This window comes from Sphingobium phenoxybenzoativorans (assembly GCF_018286635.1).
GTDB lineage: Bacteria > Pseudomonadota > Alphaproteobacteria > Sphingomonadales > Sphingomonadaceae > Sphingobium > Sphingobium phenoxybenzoativorans.
Window position 1 is genome coordinate 1,943,398 of record NZ_CP073910.1, and the last position, 14,518, is coordinate 1,957,915.

Below are 14,518 nucleotides of genomic sequence, written 5' to 3' on the forward strand. Positions count from 1 at the left end.
TCTGGGATCGCATCGCCCCGTGCGGTTGGCAGCGCTGCCCGAGATCATGGGGCATGCCTGATCAGGTATTCGCCGGTGGCAATAGATGCCTTGAGAGTGGGCCTACCCGAACGAATTTGCTGTTGCATCGAATTCCCTGATCGCGCCGATCTGCTCCTCGACCAGTGATTGCAGCGCCTCGAACGCCGTGTAGCAATGCTGGCATTCGGTAGTGAGGAGGCCGATAATATCCGCCAAGGCCAGCGGCTCCCGGCCGCCGAACCCATAGCAGAACCCGCCGGTTTTCTCATTCCTGTTGCGCGTGACCATGCCGGTCATGCCGATGACAAAACGCGGCGAAAACCGGTGATTATAGGCGTTGCGAAAATCCCCCGTCGCATCCCGAAACGCTTTGGCGCCAATCGCTTCGACCGCCCGCTTGAAGCGATTGTATGTCTTGCCCCAACCCCGGCCGTAAATGCCGCTCGTGTTCAGATCGATCTCGACATCGAGCGGCAGATCGTCCTGCCATGACGCAAAATCGCGGGTCATATTGGCTTGGTGGCACAGATGAGCCGCAGCAAAGGCCAAGCGCGACTTGATCGCGTAGGGCAGGTTCACTGCGTTGGTCGCCAGAATGTCTATGAATTCATGGGTGGCCGCCATCTTCGCATCGTCATCCATCCTTTCGATGACAATGGCCCAGGCTTTGAGGCGCTGCACATGGTTGGTGAGATCGTTCAGTGTATTCGCCAGCTCGGTCGAGAACTCATCCAGCATCTGCGCGTAGGGCATCCAGACCGCGTTCAATTTGTCCGGCAATTCGTACCAACGATAGGGCATGAAGCGTCCGATCAGCGGCAGTCCGGCACGGGCCTCCCGATAGGCGCGATATAGCCGGACGTCGTCTTCAACCTCGTTGCCAGTGATCGCCGAAGAGTCCGACATGGTCATCCCAGCCTGCTGAACATGCTGCGCTGACGGGGCAGGATCAGCCGATCGTCCCAGGCGATGGTTTTGGCCCGCGGCTTCTCCTTGCCCTCGTTGGAGACGATCATGAGTTCGCCTTCGTCGCGCAGCAGCCGCAACTGGCTGGACAGGATTTCGGAGGTGACGGGCGTGTCGTTGCAGTTGCCGGCGAAGAGCTGCTCAACCACGAGTCCACCCAGGTCGCCCTGATTAGCCGCATGGATCATGCGCGGCAGTTGATCGATCACGGCCGCCTCGGACCTGGCACGCGCGTCGTCATCGAACATGAACTGCATCAGATCCTGCCGCAGATCCTTCGCCGGATTGAACCCGAGGGCATGGAACCCCGCGCCACCATGATGCTGGAAGTGGTTATTGATCCGCCAATGGAGCTTGCCCATTTCGTCCCGCGCCTGGCGGTGGCCCGAAAGGTGGAGGAGCCAATAAGACCGATGGCTCTCCACAGAGTGGATGAAGAAGGGCGTATAGAACAGAGCGCCCGTGCGGGACTGGACATGGCGGTAGAGCCCGTTCTGGATCAGAAATCGCCAGCCGTCCCCATTCTTGAGTTCGAGAAGCGCACGGACATCTTCCCGCTGAAGGTCGAGGCCGAGCAGGGCTTCCGATTCCGCGCGCTTTTCGGTCAGGAAGTCGATCAGCGCATCGACGGCGAAAGTCAGCAGGATTTCCGGGTTCTTGATCTCGTTCAGGATCGACCGGATCGTCGTGAAACGGACATCACTCCAGCCATACTGGTCGAGGAAGAACAACGAGCGCTGCGCGGTTCCCTTGGCCCGTATCCGCGCGACAATGTCCGGGCATGCCTCCTCGAAGGTCGAACACTGCAGGAAGATGTCCGTGCCGAGGCGCGAGCCATAGCCACGCTTGATCAGGAGAGATCGCGCAGGAAGGCGATGTGATCGGCATTCTCGTCGACGAAAACGAAATCGGCGCGAACCTCAAATCCCTTGATCCGCGCGGCATTGAGGGTCTTGTCTGCCTCCTCGACCGCGCGGAGCAACCGCAAGGGGGAGCCCTCGGCATCGCCGCCGCGGTGCCGATAGAGGCCGCCGCCGCAAAACCCGTCGACTATCGTCAGGTTCAACATCGTCTGGCTGAACGTGCGCGTCAGCCGTTCGACGTAGATGCCGAGATACTGCTCGAAGATCTCGTGCTTGGCGACGCTGTGGTCGCCGAGGATCGGCAGCGCTTCGCCAAGGCGCCAGTCGTAGTGCTTCCTCGTCACGAAGCGGCGGACTTTCGTCGCTTGGGGCCGAGATTCTCGCCCATGCTCAGGATATAGTCGGCGCCCTGCAGCCCTTTGGAATGCGGCCCCGCCCAGAGCAGATAATAGAGCGGCGCGCCTTTCGAATTGCGGATCAGCCGCGGGGTGGAAACGTGACCGAACGCGGATTTGAGCCGTGCCCGGTAGAGCTGCAGCAGACGCTCGGCATAATCCTCGCGCTTCTCGTAGCCCCCGCTGTTGAAAAGGCCGCGACTGCGTTCGCGGTACACCTCGTCAAACCATGCACGCGATCCGAAATAGGCATCCAGCGTCTTCGCCCAGGCGTCGGGGATTTCGCCCGAATTGGGCAACATCCGCTGGATCGCCATGCTCAGCGCGAAATTGACGACCACCTCGAAAATGCCCGTGTCGGCAAGTTTCTCGACGCTGGCCCATTCCAGATGCGCGCCGAAGGGATCGAGGAAAGCGACGCCGCGATGGCTCGATCGGGAGATCGGCTTGGCCGCTACCCACTCGATGCCTTCGGCAGCGCCCATGGGAAGGATATCGATTTCACGGGATCCCTCGAACTCTCGCCTGACCGCCTCCAGTTCCGCGCATCGCTTCGGATCGTTTTCGATGAAGACATAGCGCGAGAACGGATTGGCGACGTTGAGCGCGATCCGGGGCGAGCCGTCGATCAGCTCGGCCTGGTCCGCGTCCGCCTCGGTATCCAGCTCGAACAGCGGGATGACCTCGCTGGCCGGCGCGGCATCCTTGCGGATCCGCGCCTGGCCGCCGCCCGCGAAGGCATCGACATAGATCGTGCGCCAGGGCTGGTTCTTGAGAACCTTGGTGTAGAAGTCGAGATAGCGGGCGAGGGCATCCAGCTTCTCCCGGGCCCAGGGGCCGACAACCGCAATGTCCGGCATTACAGCGCCTCCAACCGCGTTTCGGGGAACTGGTTCCATTCCTGACCGTCAAGTTCCCGGCCTCCGGACTTGGGCCGCAGCCCGCCCCATTGCTTGAAGAAGAAGGCGACATTTTGCGCGAGGCACTGATCGCGCACTTCGCGGACCCATTCGAGATGAATCGGCCTGGCGCCGGGGCCGGATTCGCCGCCGGCGATGACCCAGTCGATGCCAGTCAGATCCATCTCGCCGACAGCCCCGATGAGCGGCTCGACTGAAAGGAACCGGACTCCGGCGGGGCTGTCGCGCAGATGGGTTATCCGGGGGACGCCGCTGGCGTCTTCGACCGACACGCCGCACCAGATGTGGCTGGGGCCGCGCTCTTCGCCATATCGCGCGCGCAGGTAATTGCGCATCGGCGAACTGCGCTTGGTCAGGACCTGGAACGTGTGCCAGTGCGCCGCTTCCATGGTGTCGAACACGCTGTCGATGAAATGGCGCGGCACCTTTTTGTGAAAGAGGTCGCTCATGGAATTCACGAAGATCATGCGCGGACGCTTCCAGCGCAGCGGCTGTCCCACCCGCTCTGGCCGCAACGTCAGGTCGAAGCCGTTCTCGAACGGGTGGCCGGGTACTCCCCGCCAGCGCTCCGCAAAACGGGCAGCGTAGCAATTATCGCAACCGCGTGTGATCTTCGTGCAGCCCGTAACCGGATTCCACGTTGCATCCGTCCATTCGATTGCCGTTCCGTCAGACATTGCGCAGCCTAATATGAGGCCTGCACACTAGCAATGGAACGAATGGAGAACAATCCTCGGCCATCAATTTCAATTCTCTCTTCCGATCGCTTTTTGTGCGGCTTCGCGCTCCTCGTGCTCGAACGCGTCGGCAAAATCATCCAGTTCGGCCGCGCTGATGCCAAGCCGGGCGCCTTCTTCGCGCCAGGCCGCGACCGCGGCCTCGACTTCGGCGAGAATGGCACGCGCCTGATCCGCCGCTATCCTGAAATAGGGTATCACCGAGAGGAGCGCTTCGATCGTCGCTTCCGGCCCGGTGTCTTCCGATATCCAGGTCTTGAGCTCGCGCAGGCGCTCCGGGAACGGATTGATGTCGAACGCTGGCGCCAGCCGCCATAGTCCGCGCTCGACATGCAGGAAGCCATGGTTGAGCAGATGATCGTCGACGTTGGTGATGAGGATCGAGAATGCCATCCGGCGCCACAGCTCCTCGCTGTCAGCCTGCGGTGCCGCGCCGTTCTGGCGCAACGCATCGACGATTTCCGTATAGGCATGTTCGCCATGATCGCCGGGCTCAGCCCCCAGCATTGTCGCTGCTGAAATATACATGAGCCGCCCGCCTGTCGCAGGACGGTCGAACCGCCGGATCAACGCAACGGGTGTCCCGTCGCTGTCGATGATGCGCGCGTGCGCAGCATCGATGCCAGCGCGGCGAGCCAGACGCATGGCCAGCACCTCACCCTTGGTCACCGCACGTTCGTCGCTGATGCTCGGAAACTTGCCGATAGCCAGCCGGCCATCCTCGTCGAGCACCGTGCACTTTGGGCGCAGGCCTCCGAGAGAAGTTCCACGCCCGCGCAAATAGGCAAGGTCGGCTTCGGTTTCCGTACCGCGCTCGACCGCATGGCTGGCAGCAAGCAGTTGTCCGATTTCGATCAGGGGCGGCGTCGTTCGTCGCCCGTCCTCCTGTGCCCGCTGAAAGACCCCGTCTTCATCCTGGAGCCGCAGCGCGCCGACACGGCTGACGTCATCGACCGCGAGCAGATAGTCGAGCGAATTGAGCGCCTGTCCGGCGACAGGCGCGCCGCGCCGCCTTGCCTCCTGCCGGCGCTTGGCGTGATCGCGCTGGATCACGCGTCGCCCCCATCCATCGGGCTCGGTGTCCGCTATGGCGGGATGGAAGACCGAGCCGTTGCCCTGCTTGCGATGAAACTGTGGACCCGCGACGAGTCGCAGCCCCGGCTCGATGGCGAACCTGTCCGGGCTGGTAAGCCAGGCCTCGTCATATTCGAACGAGGCGCTTTCGCGGGCGCCCTGCTGATCATAACGCAGAACGCCGACGGGACGGGCCTCGTCGCCCATGAATATACGGATGGTGCGGTTCACAGGGGTCTCGCGGTCTTGGGCGGACGCACGCGCTTCGGGATGCGCTGCTGGTCGAGCAGCAGTCCCTGCTCGTCGTGGCGCGCATCGAGCACGTCGCCGAGCACGTCGTTGAAGCCGAGCACGAAAAAGGCCATGGCATAAGTGCCGAGTGCCACCGAAGGATCGCCCTTTTCGATCTTGAGATATGTGCTCTTGGCGACGCCCAGACGCTCCGCCATCATCTGAACCGTGAGGCTGCGCTTGCGCCGGGCGAGCGCAATGTCCGCCCCTAGCTTGGCAAGGGAGCGCCTGACACGCATCGGCAGAGTTTCAGCGACAGTCGACTTCACTTCAAGGCCTCATATATACGACCATAATCATAATTTGGTAGCGTATATAAGCCCTAAAGATGAGGATGTCGATGCATCTTCTCCCTATGCCGACCTGTCGAACCTTCATTTGCGTCCGCGCTCGCGGTGTAATTTCCGATGTGGACTGAGGTTCCGCAGGGGGTGGAGCTTGATAGCTGCGCTGAGCAGTGGACGGTTCAGGCGAGGGGCGATAACCGGTGGAGGCAATCGTCGATCAGCCTGTCCAAGTTCACCAACGTAGTAGCTGCGGAACTACAATACGACCGATCAGGCCGCCCACCAACACCGGAAGCGCGTGCCAGATGCCGAGGTGGTAGATGGTTTCCGCCGGGCAGGACAGCCCATAGACGGCGGTTCCCAGCGCGGTCGCGGCGACCCCGAGGTGTATCCCAGCGGTTCGCGGTGAAACCGGCGCCCCGCGCCTGAGCCACAGCAGGAGTGCGCCTGCCACGACAAGCGAGGATAGCAGCGCTTCGGCCAGGCAGTGCCAGCCCGCGGCGACGTCGAGCAGATGGGGCAGGTCCGCACGGTGGGCCGCGAGCAGCGCCAGGGTAACCGCGGGAAAGACGGCCGCCATGGCCAGGGCCCAGCCGGTACCGTCATGCCGGTTGCCCACGCGCGGGCTTGCCATGGCGATCGTGCTCGCGCTGGCCGCCACACCCAACAGCAGAAGAAGGCCGTTCGCCAGCAGGAACATCGGCGAGACGGCGCCAGCCAGCACATTGCCGGCAATCCCGTTGATGGCCAGAACCAACAGCCCGGTCAGCACTGTGGCCGCCAGAACCAGCGCGCCGCCTTCGGCGCGGCGCAGCGGACGCACGGGAACGAGCTCGTCCACCAGCGCATCGATGAGACTGTTGCTGTCGTGCTTCATGTCAGTCCGCTTTCTCGATCAGCGCGGCCAGCCTCTTGAGGCCGCGATGGATATTCACCTTTACCGAGGGCTCGCTCTGCCCGCAGCGGGCGGCGGCCTCGCTGATCGAATGGCCTTCGATCTTCACCAGCTCGATAGCCCGCGCCTGTGCGCGTGGCAGGCTGTCGAACAGCCGATCGAGGCTGATCCGCGCCATGACGGCATCGGCGTCGCCTTCATGCGCGGCGTCGGACTCGCCCAGTTCGACTTCCGCTCGCCGGTAGCTGCGGCGCAGGTGATCCACCCAGCGATAGCGTGCGATCGCGGCAAGCCAGGGCAGAAAGGGCCGGCCCGGATCATAACTGGCGCGCTTGGCGTGGAGCGAGACCAGCACTTCCTGCACGAGATCGTCGAGGTGGGCGGGCGGCACCTTGCGCGCAAGGTAGCGCAGCAGCCAGCGCCGCGCCTCGGCGAGCAGCACCGCATAGGCCTGCCGGTCGCCGGCCTGCGCGGCGGCCATCAGGCGGGAAAGGGTCTGCTCGTCGGCCATCATGCGGATTTGCTCGCTCGAGGGATCATCCTGCCAGCTGCCGCATCAAGCGAAAAGAGCCCGCCGCCCCGCGCGATCAGGACAAGGCACAGCGCCACCCAGATGCTGTGGACACTCCACCAGGCTTCGGGAAACACGAAGATCTGGATCACCATCGTCATGCCCAGCAGCGCCAGCGCCGAAAGCCGCGTCGCCAGCCCCAGGACCAGCAATATCGGGAACAGGTGCTCAGACCATGCCGCCAGCGGCGCTGCCAGTTCGGGCGGCAACGGTACGCCCTTATAGTCCTCGGCGAAGAGGAAACGCGTGGCGTCGCTGATCTCCAGCCAGGTTCCTTCGACCACCTTGCTGCGGCCCGATCGCCAGAAGATGCCGGCAAGCGCGATGCGCGTGGCGAGCAGAGCGACAGCTCCCGGGATGCGGCCGGAAAGCAGGCGAACGATCCGGTCGTGCCAGTCGATCAGACGGCGCATGGCGTTACCCTCCCGAAGGATCAGCGGTTGATCGGCGTCAGCGAGCCTGGCCCCTTCGGCGTTTGGGTGCGGACGCAGCTGCCCTTGGGCACCAACTTCCAGGCGTTGCCCTGGTAATCGCGGGTTGCGGTGCCGGCGCAGCTTGTGCCCGGTCCGGCGGCGCATTCGTTCTTCCCGGCCTTGGCCACGCCATAGCATTTTTCCATTTCGGGCTTGGCGGCATCGGCAGGAGTGGCGGCAAGGCTGGCGGCGATGCCCGCCGACAGGGCGATACCGGCGATTGCCAGCGATGCGTTTCTGTTCATCGTGAACGTCCTTTCGTCATGGCGTTGCGCCACGGCCTGGCCATGGCTGCCCTGTGGTTCGCGAAAATCGGGGCAATGGTTACACGTCCATGAATTTTCGGGCGATGTAACCTCGCACGGCGTTCCGGCGAACCCTGTCATGCCCAGCGGGCAAGACCATTCGCTTGAAAGGACATTCCATGACGATCACCCGCAAGACCGCCAGCATCGCTTCGGCCGCCGCCGCGCTCGCGCTTTCGGCCGCCAGCGCCTTTGCGGCCGAGCCGCCCGCCGGCAGCACCGGCCGCGCCATCGGCAAGGACGATGCCGTCCATTGTTATGGCGTCAACAGTTGCAAGGGCAGCGCTGACTGCAAGACCACCACGCACGAATGCAAGGGCATGAACAGCTGCAAGGGGCAGGGCTTCAAGGCTATGGCGGCGGGGCAGTGCCTGACGCGCGGCGGCACCATCGGCGACCTCGGCTAAGCAGAGCGGGCCGGTTCCAGCTGGAGCCGGCCCGCTGCCACGGAGTATCGCATGAGCGGGATCCCTTCCTTTCACGGCTTCGGGCTCGGCCTTCGCCGTCCCCATTATTCCGCCTTCATGGCAGGCGATGTGCCGGTCGATTTCATCGAGATCATCTCGGAAAACTACATGGTCGACGGCGGCCGCCCGCTCGCGGTGCTTGATGCCGTGCGTGAGCGCTATCCGGTAGCGATGCATGGGGTTTCGCTGTCCGTAGGTTCGGCGCAGGGGGTAGATTGGGACTACCTTGCCCGGTTGAAGGCGCTGGCAGAGCGGATCGAGCCGCTATGGATGTCCGACCACCTGTGCTGGACGCGCACCAGCGCCCACAACAGCCACGACTTGCTGCCGCTTCCCTATACGGCGGAAGCACTCGACGTGGTCTGCGCCAACCTCGCTCGCGCGCAGGATGCACTGGGGCGGGAACTGTTGCTGGAGAACCCCTCCAGCTATTGCAGCTTTCCCGATGACGAGATGGCCGAATGGGAGTTCCTCTCCGAAGTCTGCCGCCGCACCGGCTGCCATCTGCTGCTCGACGTGAACAACGTCTATGTCAGCGCGCGAAACCACGGCTTTGCCGCGGATGACTTTCTCGCCGGCATACCGATGGAGCGCGTGCGCCAGATCCATCTTGCCGGCCACACGCCGGGCGCCATCCTGATCGACACGCATGATCGGGAAGTCTGCGACGATGTCTGGGCGCTCTATGCCGAGGCCATCGCCATGACGGGGCCGGTCGCCACCATGATCGAGCGGGACGATGCGATCCCGCCGCTTCCCGTACTGCTGGCGGAACTGGACGTCGCGCGGGACATCGCCGCCCAGACGGAAAGGCGGGCGGCATGAGCCTCGCCGCGCTCCAGCAGGAGTTCATGGGCCATGTGCTCGACGAGGAGCGCCCGCTGCCGCGGCATTGGGATGCGCGCATGGGCGAGGGGCTTGCGATCTATCGCAACGCCTATCGCACCCGGCTGATCGATGCCCTGCGCGAAACCTCCCCAAAGACGGCGCTATGGGTTGGCGACGAGGCCTTCGCGCAGGCCGCCGCGCACCGCCTGATCCTCCATCCGCCGCAGGGCTGGACCTTGGACCTGATCGGCGAGGGCTTCGTCGAAACGCTGGAGGAACTGTTCGCCGCCGATCCCGACGTGGCCGATCTCGCCTGGCTTGAATGGGCGATGCATCTGGCCTTCACCGCGCCCGATTGCCCGCCGATGGACGCGGCCGGCTTTGCCGAAGCGACGAGCGATTTCGGCGAGGAGGATTGGGCGACGATGCGGCTCGCCTTCATGCCCTCGCTCCATGTGCGAGCGGTGTCGCGCGACTGCGGCGCCCTGTGGCGGGCGCTGGAGCGTGAGGAACCGCCGGCCAATGCTCCTCTGCCAGAATCTCCGATGCATTGCATCGTCTGGCGCGAGGGGCTGGAACCCGTGTTTGCCCAAGTTCCGGCGCGCGACGGCAACCACCTCGCCGCGATGCGGGCCGGTTCCTCGTTCGGAGAGATCTGCGCCGCGTTGGCGGAGGAACTGCCGGCCGATCAGGCGGCCGCCGAAGCCGGAGCCATGCTCGGTGACTGGATCGGGAGAGGCATCGTGCAGGGCGTCTCGTCCGGCTTGCCGGTAGCCGGATAATCCGCGTGTCAGAATTCCAAGGCCAATTCCACCCTGTCCCCTTCGCCGATCTCTTCGGCGCACCGGATCGAGGCCTTCACGGGCAGCAGCCAGCCGCCCTCCTTCTGCGGGAAGACGGATGTGCTCCAACGGCTTTCGCCGATCCGGGCGAATACCCTCATCGAACCGAAGCCGCGCACGGTCCCGGTTTCGAGCCGCCGCATCAGCCTGGTCGCCGAAAGCATCTCGCCCGCTTCGCCGTCGATAGTGATAAAGAACCAGTTTCCGCCGCTACTGCCCGACCAGCGCCACAGCGGCGCGGTATGTCGTATCGTTTCCATTCGCATTCCATGCCCGCCTGCGATGAGGAAGGGCAAGGGTCAAGCTCGACGCAGCTCGATCATCCTGACATAATGCTGTCAGGAGCCTTGCGCTAATCCAGGGATGCCCAATCCGACAAAAGGACAACGCCAATGTACACGCTCCACATGAATCCCTGGTCGTTCTATGCGCGCCGCGTGATCGCGCTGCTGGCCCAGTGTGATCTGCCCCACGATCTGCGCGAGGTGAACATGATGGCGGGCGAGCATCGCAGTGACGCCTTCCTCGCGCTCAACCCCAACGGGCAGGTGCCCGTGCTGGTCGACGGCGACCTGGCGCTGGCTGAAAGCAACGCGATCCTGCGTTACCTGTGCAACAGGCATGGCCTCGACGACTGGTATCCCGGCGACCCGTGGGCACGCGCCGAGGTAGACCGCTGGCTGGACTGGACGCAATGCAGGCTTGCGCCCGCGACCCGCGACATCGTGTTCAACACCGTGTTTCTGAGGGAACAAGGAAACAAAGCGGAGGTTGCGAAAGGGCACGAAACGCTCGCCGGCCTAGCGCCCATCCTTGAGGAGCGGCTGAGCAAGTCCGCTCATGTCGCCGGCCCAACGCCCACCATCGCCGATCTCGCGGTCTTCTCCTGTCTGTCGCAATTGGTGCTTGCGCAGGCACGCCCAGCGACGCCCTCGATTTCCGCATGGTATGATGGCATGGGGGCGATGAAGGGCGTGGCCGTTGCTGAAGGACTGATGGCGCACGCCATGGCGACCTGACGGGAGACGCAATGCGCCGGGCCGACCGCCTGTTCCAGATCATCCAGATCCTGCGCGGCGCCCGGCGGCCCCTGACCGCGCGGGAACTGGCCGACGAGCTGGAGCGCGATCCGCGCACCATCTACCGCGACATGGCCGACCTTGTCGCCAGCGGCGTGCCGGTGCGCGGCGAGGCCGGGGTCGGCTATGTCCTGGAGGCGGGCTACGATCTTCCCCCGCTGATGCTGACAGCGGACGAACTGGAAGCCGCGCTGCTCGGCGCGCAATGGGTGATGGAGCGGGGGGACCCGGCGCTCGTCCGTGGCGCTCGCGACCTTCTTGCCAAGCTCGATGCGGTCCTGCCCGGCGACATGCGGCATCTGACCGACAGTTCCGGGCTGCTCGCGGCGGGCTGCGTGCGGGATATGGTGCCCGACACCATCGACATGCAGGCCCTGCGCCGTGCGATCCCCGAACGGCGCAAGCTCGCCATCGTCTATGGCGACGAACAGGGCCGGACGAGCGAACGGATCGTCTGGCCGATCCATATCGGCTATTTCGAGCGGGTACGCCTCATCGTCGGCTGGTGCGAACTGCGCGGTGCGTTCCGCAACTTTCGATCCGACCGGATCATCGAGGGGAACCTCCTTTCCGAGCGCTTCGCGCCGTCGCTTCGCCAACTTCGGCGCGCGTGGCGCGAGCAGGAGTCTTGTCCAATCATACCTGCTCCTCGTTAGCGTCGATCGACCACTTCAGCGCATAAACGCGCGGCACCAGATGAGTGCGGGCAGCGTAGCCGCCGACTCAACCCAAGGCCGCGAGAAGGTCAATGATGGGCCGGAGGCGCCACATGCTCTGCACGCAGTTGGCCGGTCCCGAATCGCCGAATGCCAATGCCGCATCGTGCAAATCGATCCAGGTCGTCAAACCCTTGCGGCGCAGCAGGTCACCATGGGGGTGATCGGCAGGAAAGGGTGCAGGAACCCGTTTGAGTCCCGGCTCCGAAATCCGAACCGCTTCTGCGGTCAGGTCAGCCACAAGGCTTTCGATGGACTTTCCGTCTTCGCCGACGCCACTCGTCCAGTCGCCTGGGCGTAGGCCTGAGGTGAGCACGGCCGTTGCACGATGGGGAATGTGGTGCCGAAGGGGAGATCTCGGCGTGTGGCGGCTGCCCGCTTCGCGGGCACCGGGCTAACGGGCTGCGCCTCGAGCCCCGCTGTCGCGGGTCTCGCTCCCTGGCGGGACTTATATTCCTGCCGCGGGAAGGCTCGTGTGTCGGTTGTGGGACCGGATGGCGGTGCTGTGCGGCGACCGGTTCAGGCGCGGGAGCGGCGGGAGCTGGACGACTTCGCAGAGGAGAGCAACGCGGTGCGGCGACCGGTTCAGGCGCGGGAGCGGCGGGAGGAGGGGCGGTGCTCGCATGCGGTCGCGCTCGCTTCAAGGTCGGCAGCGAGCTGGTTGAGGGCGCGCGCAGCGCCCAGCCGCATCATGCCATCGCCTTGCGCCCCGGAGCAGCCGCGCGCGGCACGCTTGCGCGCGAGTTCGGCCACGGTGCGGAGCGTCGTCGAGTCCATGCCCGCATCATAGCCATGACGATGTTCGGACGCCAGCCAATCGCGGCCCGCGCGGGCGGGCGATGGGGAGTGGCGCAGGCGGAAAGGGGAGCGCGCCAGTCGATGCTCGGTGCGGGCCGCGACGGCGGGACACCAGAGAAGAGGAGGTTCGAAGAGGGTGTCGCGAAGAAATGGTTCGAGAGCGACATCGTCTAGGAGTGAAGATCATGAACATTGGTGAAATCCGCAACGTCAACGGCCGCCTCACGGGCTCGATCGCCACGCGCACCATCGACCTGCCGCGCATCGGCCTGCGCAAGGTCGACAGCACGAGCGACCGCGCGCCGGTCTATGAGATCCTCGCGCTCAACGTCGCCCGGCGCTGGGTGCAGATCGGGGCGCTGTGGGAGGCCTTCTCGAAGAAGACCGGCGAAGCCTTCCTGGCGGGCTCGGTTGACGATCCGGGCCTGCCCGAGCCGCTGCCCGTCGCGCTCTTCCCCACCGAGGATGGCGGCTATACCATCGCCTGGCGGCGCGAGACCGTTCGCGCCGAGTTCGCGGGCGGGTTCGGCACCTCGCAGCGTTCGTATGACGAGCGCACGCAGGAAGGCTTTGGCGGCAGCACCGCAGGCGCCGATGGCGCGCTGATGGGCGCGGGAGCCGAGGAAGGCGAAGACCTGCCGTTCTGATCCGCAACGGCAAGCCGGGAAGGGCCGGGGGTGCGCATGCGCCTCCGGCCTTTTTCTTTTCTTCTCCCAGATTCTGAAAGGCCGTCACCGTGACCAGCACCGTCAAATCCCCCAGCGTCGGGCGCTTCGCCGACCTCAAGACCCTCTATGCCGAAATGACCGCCACCCCTGAATTCCAGGCCGCGTTCGGCGATCCGCTCGCCCTCTCCATCGTCGAGCCGGGTGAACAGCCCGGCGAATATGAGATGCCCGAGCCTTTCGCCGCACAGGCCGAATGCGGCGGCATTATTGCCACCATCTTCGACCTGTTCGCCGACACGCGGCTCGAACCGCTCGCTGCAGAAATCGCCTGGGGCTTCGTCAACAGCTTCCACTTCGTCGCCGGCAAACTCGAGCGGCGCGAAGACTCGCTGGCGATGGAAGTCGGCGATCTGGCGCGCAATCCCGACATGAGCGAGATCTACAACAACGAACTGGAGGAGAAGCAACTCCTCTGTCAGTCGACCGCCGAACAGCGGGAAGCGATCGAATGCATGCGCGACTATGCGGCCGAGATGTACCGGGTGCAGTCGGGCTGGCCCTGGTCGCCGGCGCGCGGCAGCAAGGCGTCTTCGGCGTCGAGTGCCAGCCAGATCGCCGCGCTCGATTTCCTGCGGGCGCGGGAACTCTCCGCCCGTGAGAAGCATCTGCCGCGCGGACCTGTGGTGGTCTTTTCGGGGCCTGCCCAATGGCACGACTGGGAAACGCTCTGGGCCAAGCTCGACGAGATCAAGGCGCGCATTCCGCACATGACATTGGTCACGACCGGCCAGCGCAAGGGGGCGGATGCGATCGCGGCGGCCTGGGCGGCGCGCGCGGAGAACAATGTGCCGCTGGTCGCCTATGGGCTTTACGGCAACGGCCGCAAGACTGCCTTTACCCGTAATCGCAAGCTCGCCGAGCTGCAGCCGGTCGAGGCCCTGCTGTGCGAGGGGTCGGGATTGCAGGCCAATCTCTATCAGATGCTGCGGCAGGCCAATGTCCCGATTCATGCCTTCCGCAAGGTCGATCAGGTGGCCGATACCGCCGTGCGGCGAATGCGAGCCTGATCCTTCTTTCCGCACAACCATCGACACAATCGGGCCGGACGCATCCCCCCGCGTTCCGGCCCATTTTTGTGCTGTGAGGGAAACTCGCCGACCCCACCGTTTGCATCAGCGGCGACGTGGTCAGTGGACGAGTTCCTGGCGCTGCGGGCCCTCTCTCCCGTCGCGAAAAAGGGACAACACGGGCATCGAGCCCGCGTTGTCCCTTGGGTGCGTGGGGCGAGGGTGGTGTATAATTCTCTCTACAACAAGTCCAAG

Annotated in this window: 21 protein-coding genes; 8 read left to right on the forward strand and 13 right to left on the reverse strand. The window is 64.5% G+C overall.

Translation table 11 applies throughout. From position 1 onward, the window contains the following. Window positions 1–102: 102 nt before the first annotated feature. The 11 genes from KFK14_RS09435 to KFK14_RS09480 form a co-directional block, all read right to left on the reverse strand. A complete protein-coding gene (locus KFK14_RS09435) occupies window positions 103–933 on the reverse strand; it encodes a hypothetical protein (protein WP_066765495.1) in 831 nt (276 codons plus the stop codon). Then, entirely contained in the window at window positions 930–1,841 is a 912-nt protein-coding gene (gene tcmP, locus KFK14_RS09440; protein WP_343227813.1) for a three-Cys-motif partner protein TcmP, read from the reverse strand. Before tcmP (KFK14_RS09440) ends, KFK14_RS09435 begins: the two co-directional genes overlap by 4 nt. After that, window positions 1,838–2,194, reverse strand: a complete 357-nt coding sequence (gene tcmP, locus KFK14_RS24020) for a three-Cys-motif partner protein TcmP (RefSeq protein ID WP_246524980.1) — start codon at window positions 2,192–2,194, stop codon at window positions 1,838–1,840. The genes tcmP (KFK14_RS09440) and tcmP (KFK14_RS24020) overlap by 4 nt, the downstream gene beginning before the upstream one ends. Continuing rightward, window positions 2,191–3,105 (reverse strand): three-Cys-motif partner protein TcmP, encoded by a 915-nt coding sequence (locus KFK14_RS09445; protein WP_066765499.1) that lies wholly within the window; start codon window positions 3,103–3,105, stop codon window positions 2,191–2,193. Before KFK14_RS09445 ends, tcmP (KFK14_RS24020) begins: the two co-directional genes overlap by 4 nt. After that, on the reverse strand, window positions 3,105–3,842 hold the full coding sequence (locus KFK14_RS09450) for a DUF5131 family protein (protein WP_066765501.1): 738 nt from the start codon (window positions 3,840–3,842) through the stop codon (window positions 3,105–3,107). Before KFK14_RS09450 ends, KFK14_RS09445 begins: the two co-directional genes overlap by 1 nt. Window positions 3,843–3,911: 69 nt before the next feature. Next, on the reverse strand, window positions 3,912–5,207 hold the full coding sequence (locus KFK14_RS09455; protein WP_066765502.1) for a type II toxin-antitoxin system HipA family toxin: 1,296 nt from the start codon (window positions 5,205–5,207) through the stop codon (window positions 3,912–3,914). Beyond that, on the reverse strand, window positions 5,204–5,506 hold the full coding sequence (locus tag KFK14_RS09460) for a helix-turn-helix domain-containing protein (RefSeq protein WP_212610678.1): 303 nt from the start codon (window positions 5,504–5,506) through the stop codon (window positions 5,204–5,206). Before KFK14_RS09460 ends, KFK14_RS09455 begins: the two co-directional genes overlap by 4 nt. A gap of 280 nt (window positions 5,507–5,786) precedes the next feature. Continuing rightward, entirely contained in the window at window positions 5,787–6,431 is a 645-nt protein-coding gene (locus KFK14_RS09465; protein WP_066765504.1) for an NrsF family protein, read from the reverse strand. A gap of 1 nt (window position 6,432) precedes the next feature. Continuing rightward, window positions 6,433–6,963: a sigma-70 family RNA polymerase sigma factor gene (locus tag KFK14_RS09470; protein WP_212610679.1), complete on the reverse strand. Its 531-nt coding sequence runs from the start codon at window positions 6,961–6,963 to the stop codon at window positions 6,433–6,435. Next, entirely contained in the window at window positions 6,960–7,433 is a 474-nt protein-coding gene (locus KFK14_RS09475; RefSeq protein WP_066765508.1) for a DoxX family protein, read from the reverse strand. The genes KFK14_RS09470 and KFK14_RS09475 overlap by 4 nt, the downstream gene beginning before the upstream one ends. Window positions 7,434–7,453: 20 nt before the next feature. Beyond that, the gene (locus KFK14_RS09480) at window positions 7,454–7,738 is read right to left on the reverse strand and encodes a BufA1 family periplasmic bufferin-type metallophore (protein ID WP_066765510.1); all 285 of its coding nucleotides are present in this window, start codon (window positions 7,736–7,738) and stop codon (window positions 7,454–7,456) included. A 179-nt stretch (window positions 7,739–7,917) separates the two neighbouring features. Here KFK14_RS09480 and bufA2 point away from each other — a divergent pair, with 179 nt between their 5' ends. Genes bufA2 through KFK14_RS09495 form a run of 3 tightly spaced genes read left to right on the forward strand, consistent with a single transcriptional unit; the run spans window position 7,918 to window position 9,875 of the window. Further along, window positions 7,918–8,205, forward strand: coding sequence for a BufA2 family periplasmic bufferin-type metallophore (bufA2, locus tag KFK14_RS09485; RefSeq protein WP_066765512.1), 288 nt, complete (start codon window positions 7,918–7,920; stop codon window positions 8,203–8,205). A 51-nt stretch (window positions 8,206–8,256) separates the two neighbouring features. Continuing rightward, on the forward strand, window positions 8,257–9,090 hold the full coding sequence (gene bufB, locus KFK14_RS09490) for an MNIO family bufferin maturase (protein ID WP_066765514.1): 834 nt from the start codon (window positions 8,257–8,259) through the stop codon (window positions 9,088–9,090). Beyond that, window positions 9,087–9,875: an HvfC/BufC N-terminal domain-containing protein gene (locus tag KFK14_RS09495; protein ID WP_066765515.1), complete on the forward strand. Its 789-nt coding sequence runs from the start codon at window positions 9,087–9,089 to the stop codon at window positions 9,873–9,875. The genes bufB and KFK14_RS09495 overlap by 4 nt, the downstream gene beginning before the upstream one ends. Window positions 9,876–9,883: 8 nt before the next feature. On the opposite strand, the gene KFK14_RS09500 is transcribed toward KFK14_RS09495, so the two are convergent. Continuing rightward, window positions 9,884–10,201, reverse strand: coding sequence for a DUF1905 domain-containing protein (locus KFK14_RS09500; protein ID WP_066765517.1), 318 nt, complete (start codon window positions 10,199–10,201; stop codon window positions 9,884–9,886). 126 nt (window positions 10,202–10,327) lie between these two features. Between KFK14_RS09500 and KFK14_RS09505 the strand changes: the two genes are divergently transcribed. Then, window positions 10,328–10,954, forward strand: coding sequence for a glutathione S-transferase family protein (locus tag KFK14_RS09505; protein ID WP_066765520.1), 627 nt, complete (start codon window positions 10,328–10,330; stop codon window positions 10,952–10,954). A gap of 11 nt (window positions 10,955–10,965) precedes the next feature. After that, the gene (locus tag KFK14_RS09510) at window positions 10,966–11,670 is read left to right on the forward strand and encodes a helix-turn-helix transcriptional regulator (protein ID WP_066765526.1); all 705 of its coding nucleotides are present in this window, start codon (window positions 10,966–10,968) and stop codon (window positions 11,668–11,670) included. A gap of 67 nt (window positions 11,671–11,737) precedes the next feature. Here KFK14_RS09510 and KFK14_RS09515 read toward each other — a convergent pair whose 3' ends face one another. Next, window positions 11,738–12,046: a DUF2461 family protein gene (locus KFK14_RS09515; protein ID WP_066765528.1), complete on the reverse strand. Its 309-nt coding sequence runs from the start codon at window positions 12,044–12,046 to the stop codon at window positions 11,738–11,740. A 299-nt stretch (window positions 12,047–12,345) separates the two neighbouring features. Here KFK14_RS09515 and KFK14_RS09520 point away from each other — a divergent pair, with 299 nt between their 5' ends. The 3 genes from KFK14_RS09520 to KFK14_RS09530 all read left to right on the forward strand — a co-directional run bounded on the left by KFK14_RS09520 (window position 12,346) and on the right by KFK14_RS09530 (window position 14,263). Continuing rightward, complete coding sequence (locus KFK14_RS09520) at window positions 12,346–12,702, forward strand: hypothetical protein (RefSeq protein WP_156448033.1); 357 nt, start codon at window positions 12,346–12,348, stop codon at window positions 12,700–12,702. An 11-nt stretch (window positions 12,703–12,713) separates the two neighbouring features. Beyond that, a complete protein-coding gene (locus KFK14_RS09525; protein ID WP_066765569.1) occupies window positions 12,714–13,175 on the forward strand; it encodes a DUF736 domain-containing protein in 462 nt (153 codons plus the stop codon). A gap of 89 nt (window positions 13,176–13,264) precedes the next feature. Further along, window positions 13,265–14,263, forward strand: a complete 999-nt coding sequence (locus KFK14_RS09530) for a DUF2493 domain-containing protein (RefSeq protein ID WP_066765531.1) — start codon at window positions 13,265–13,267, stop codon at window positions 14,261–14,263. Window positions 14,264–14,518 lie beyond the last annotated feature (255 nt).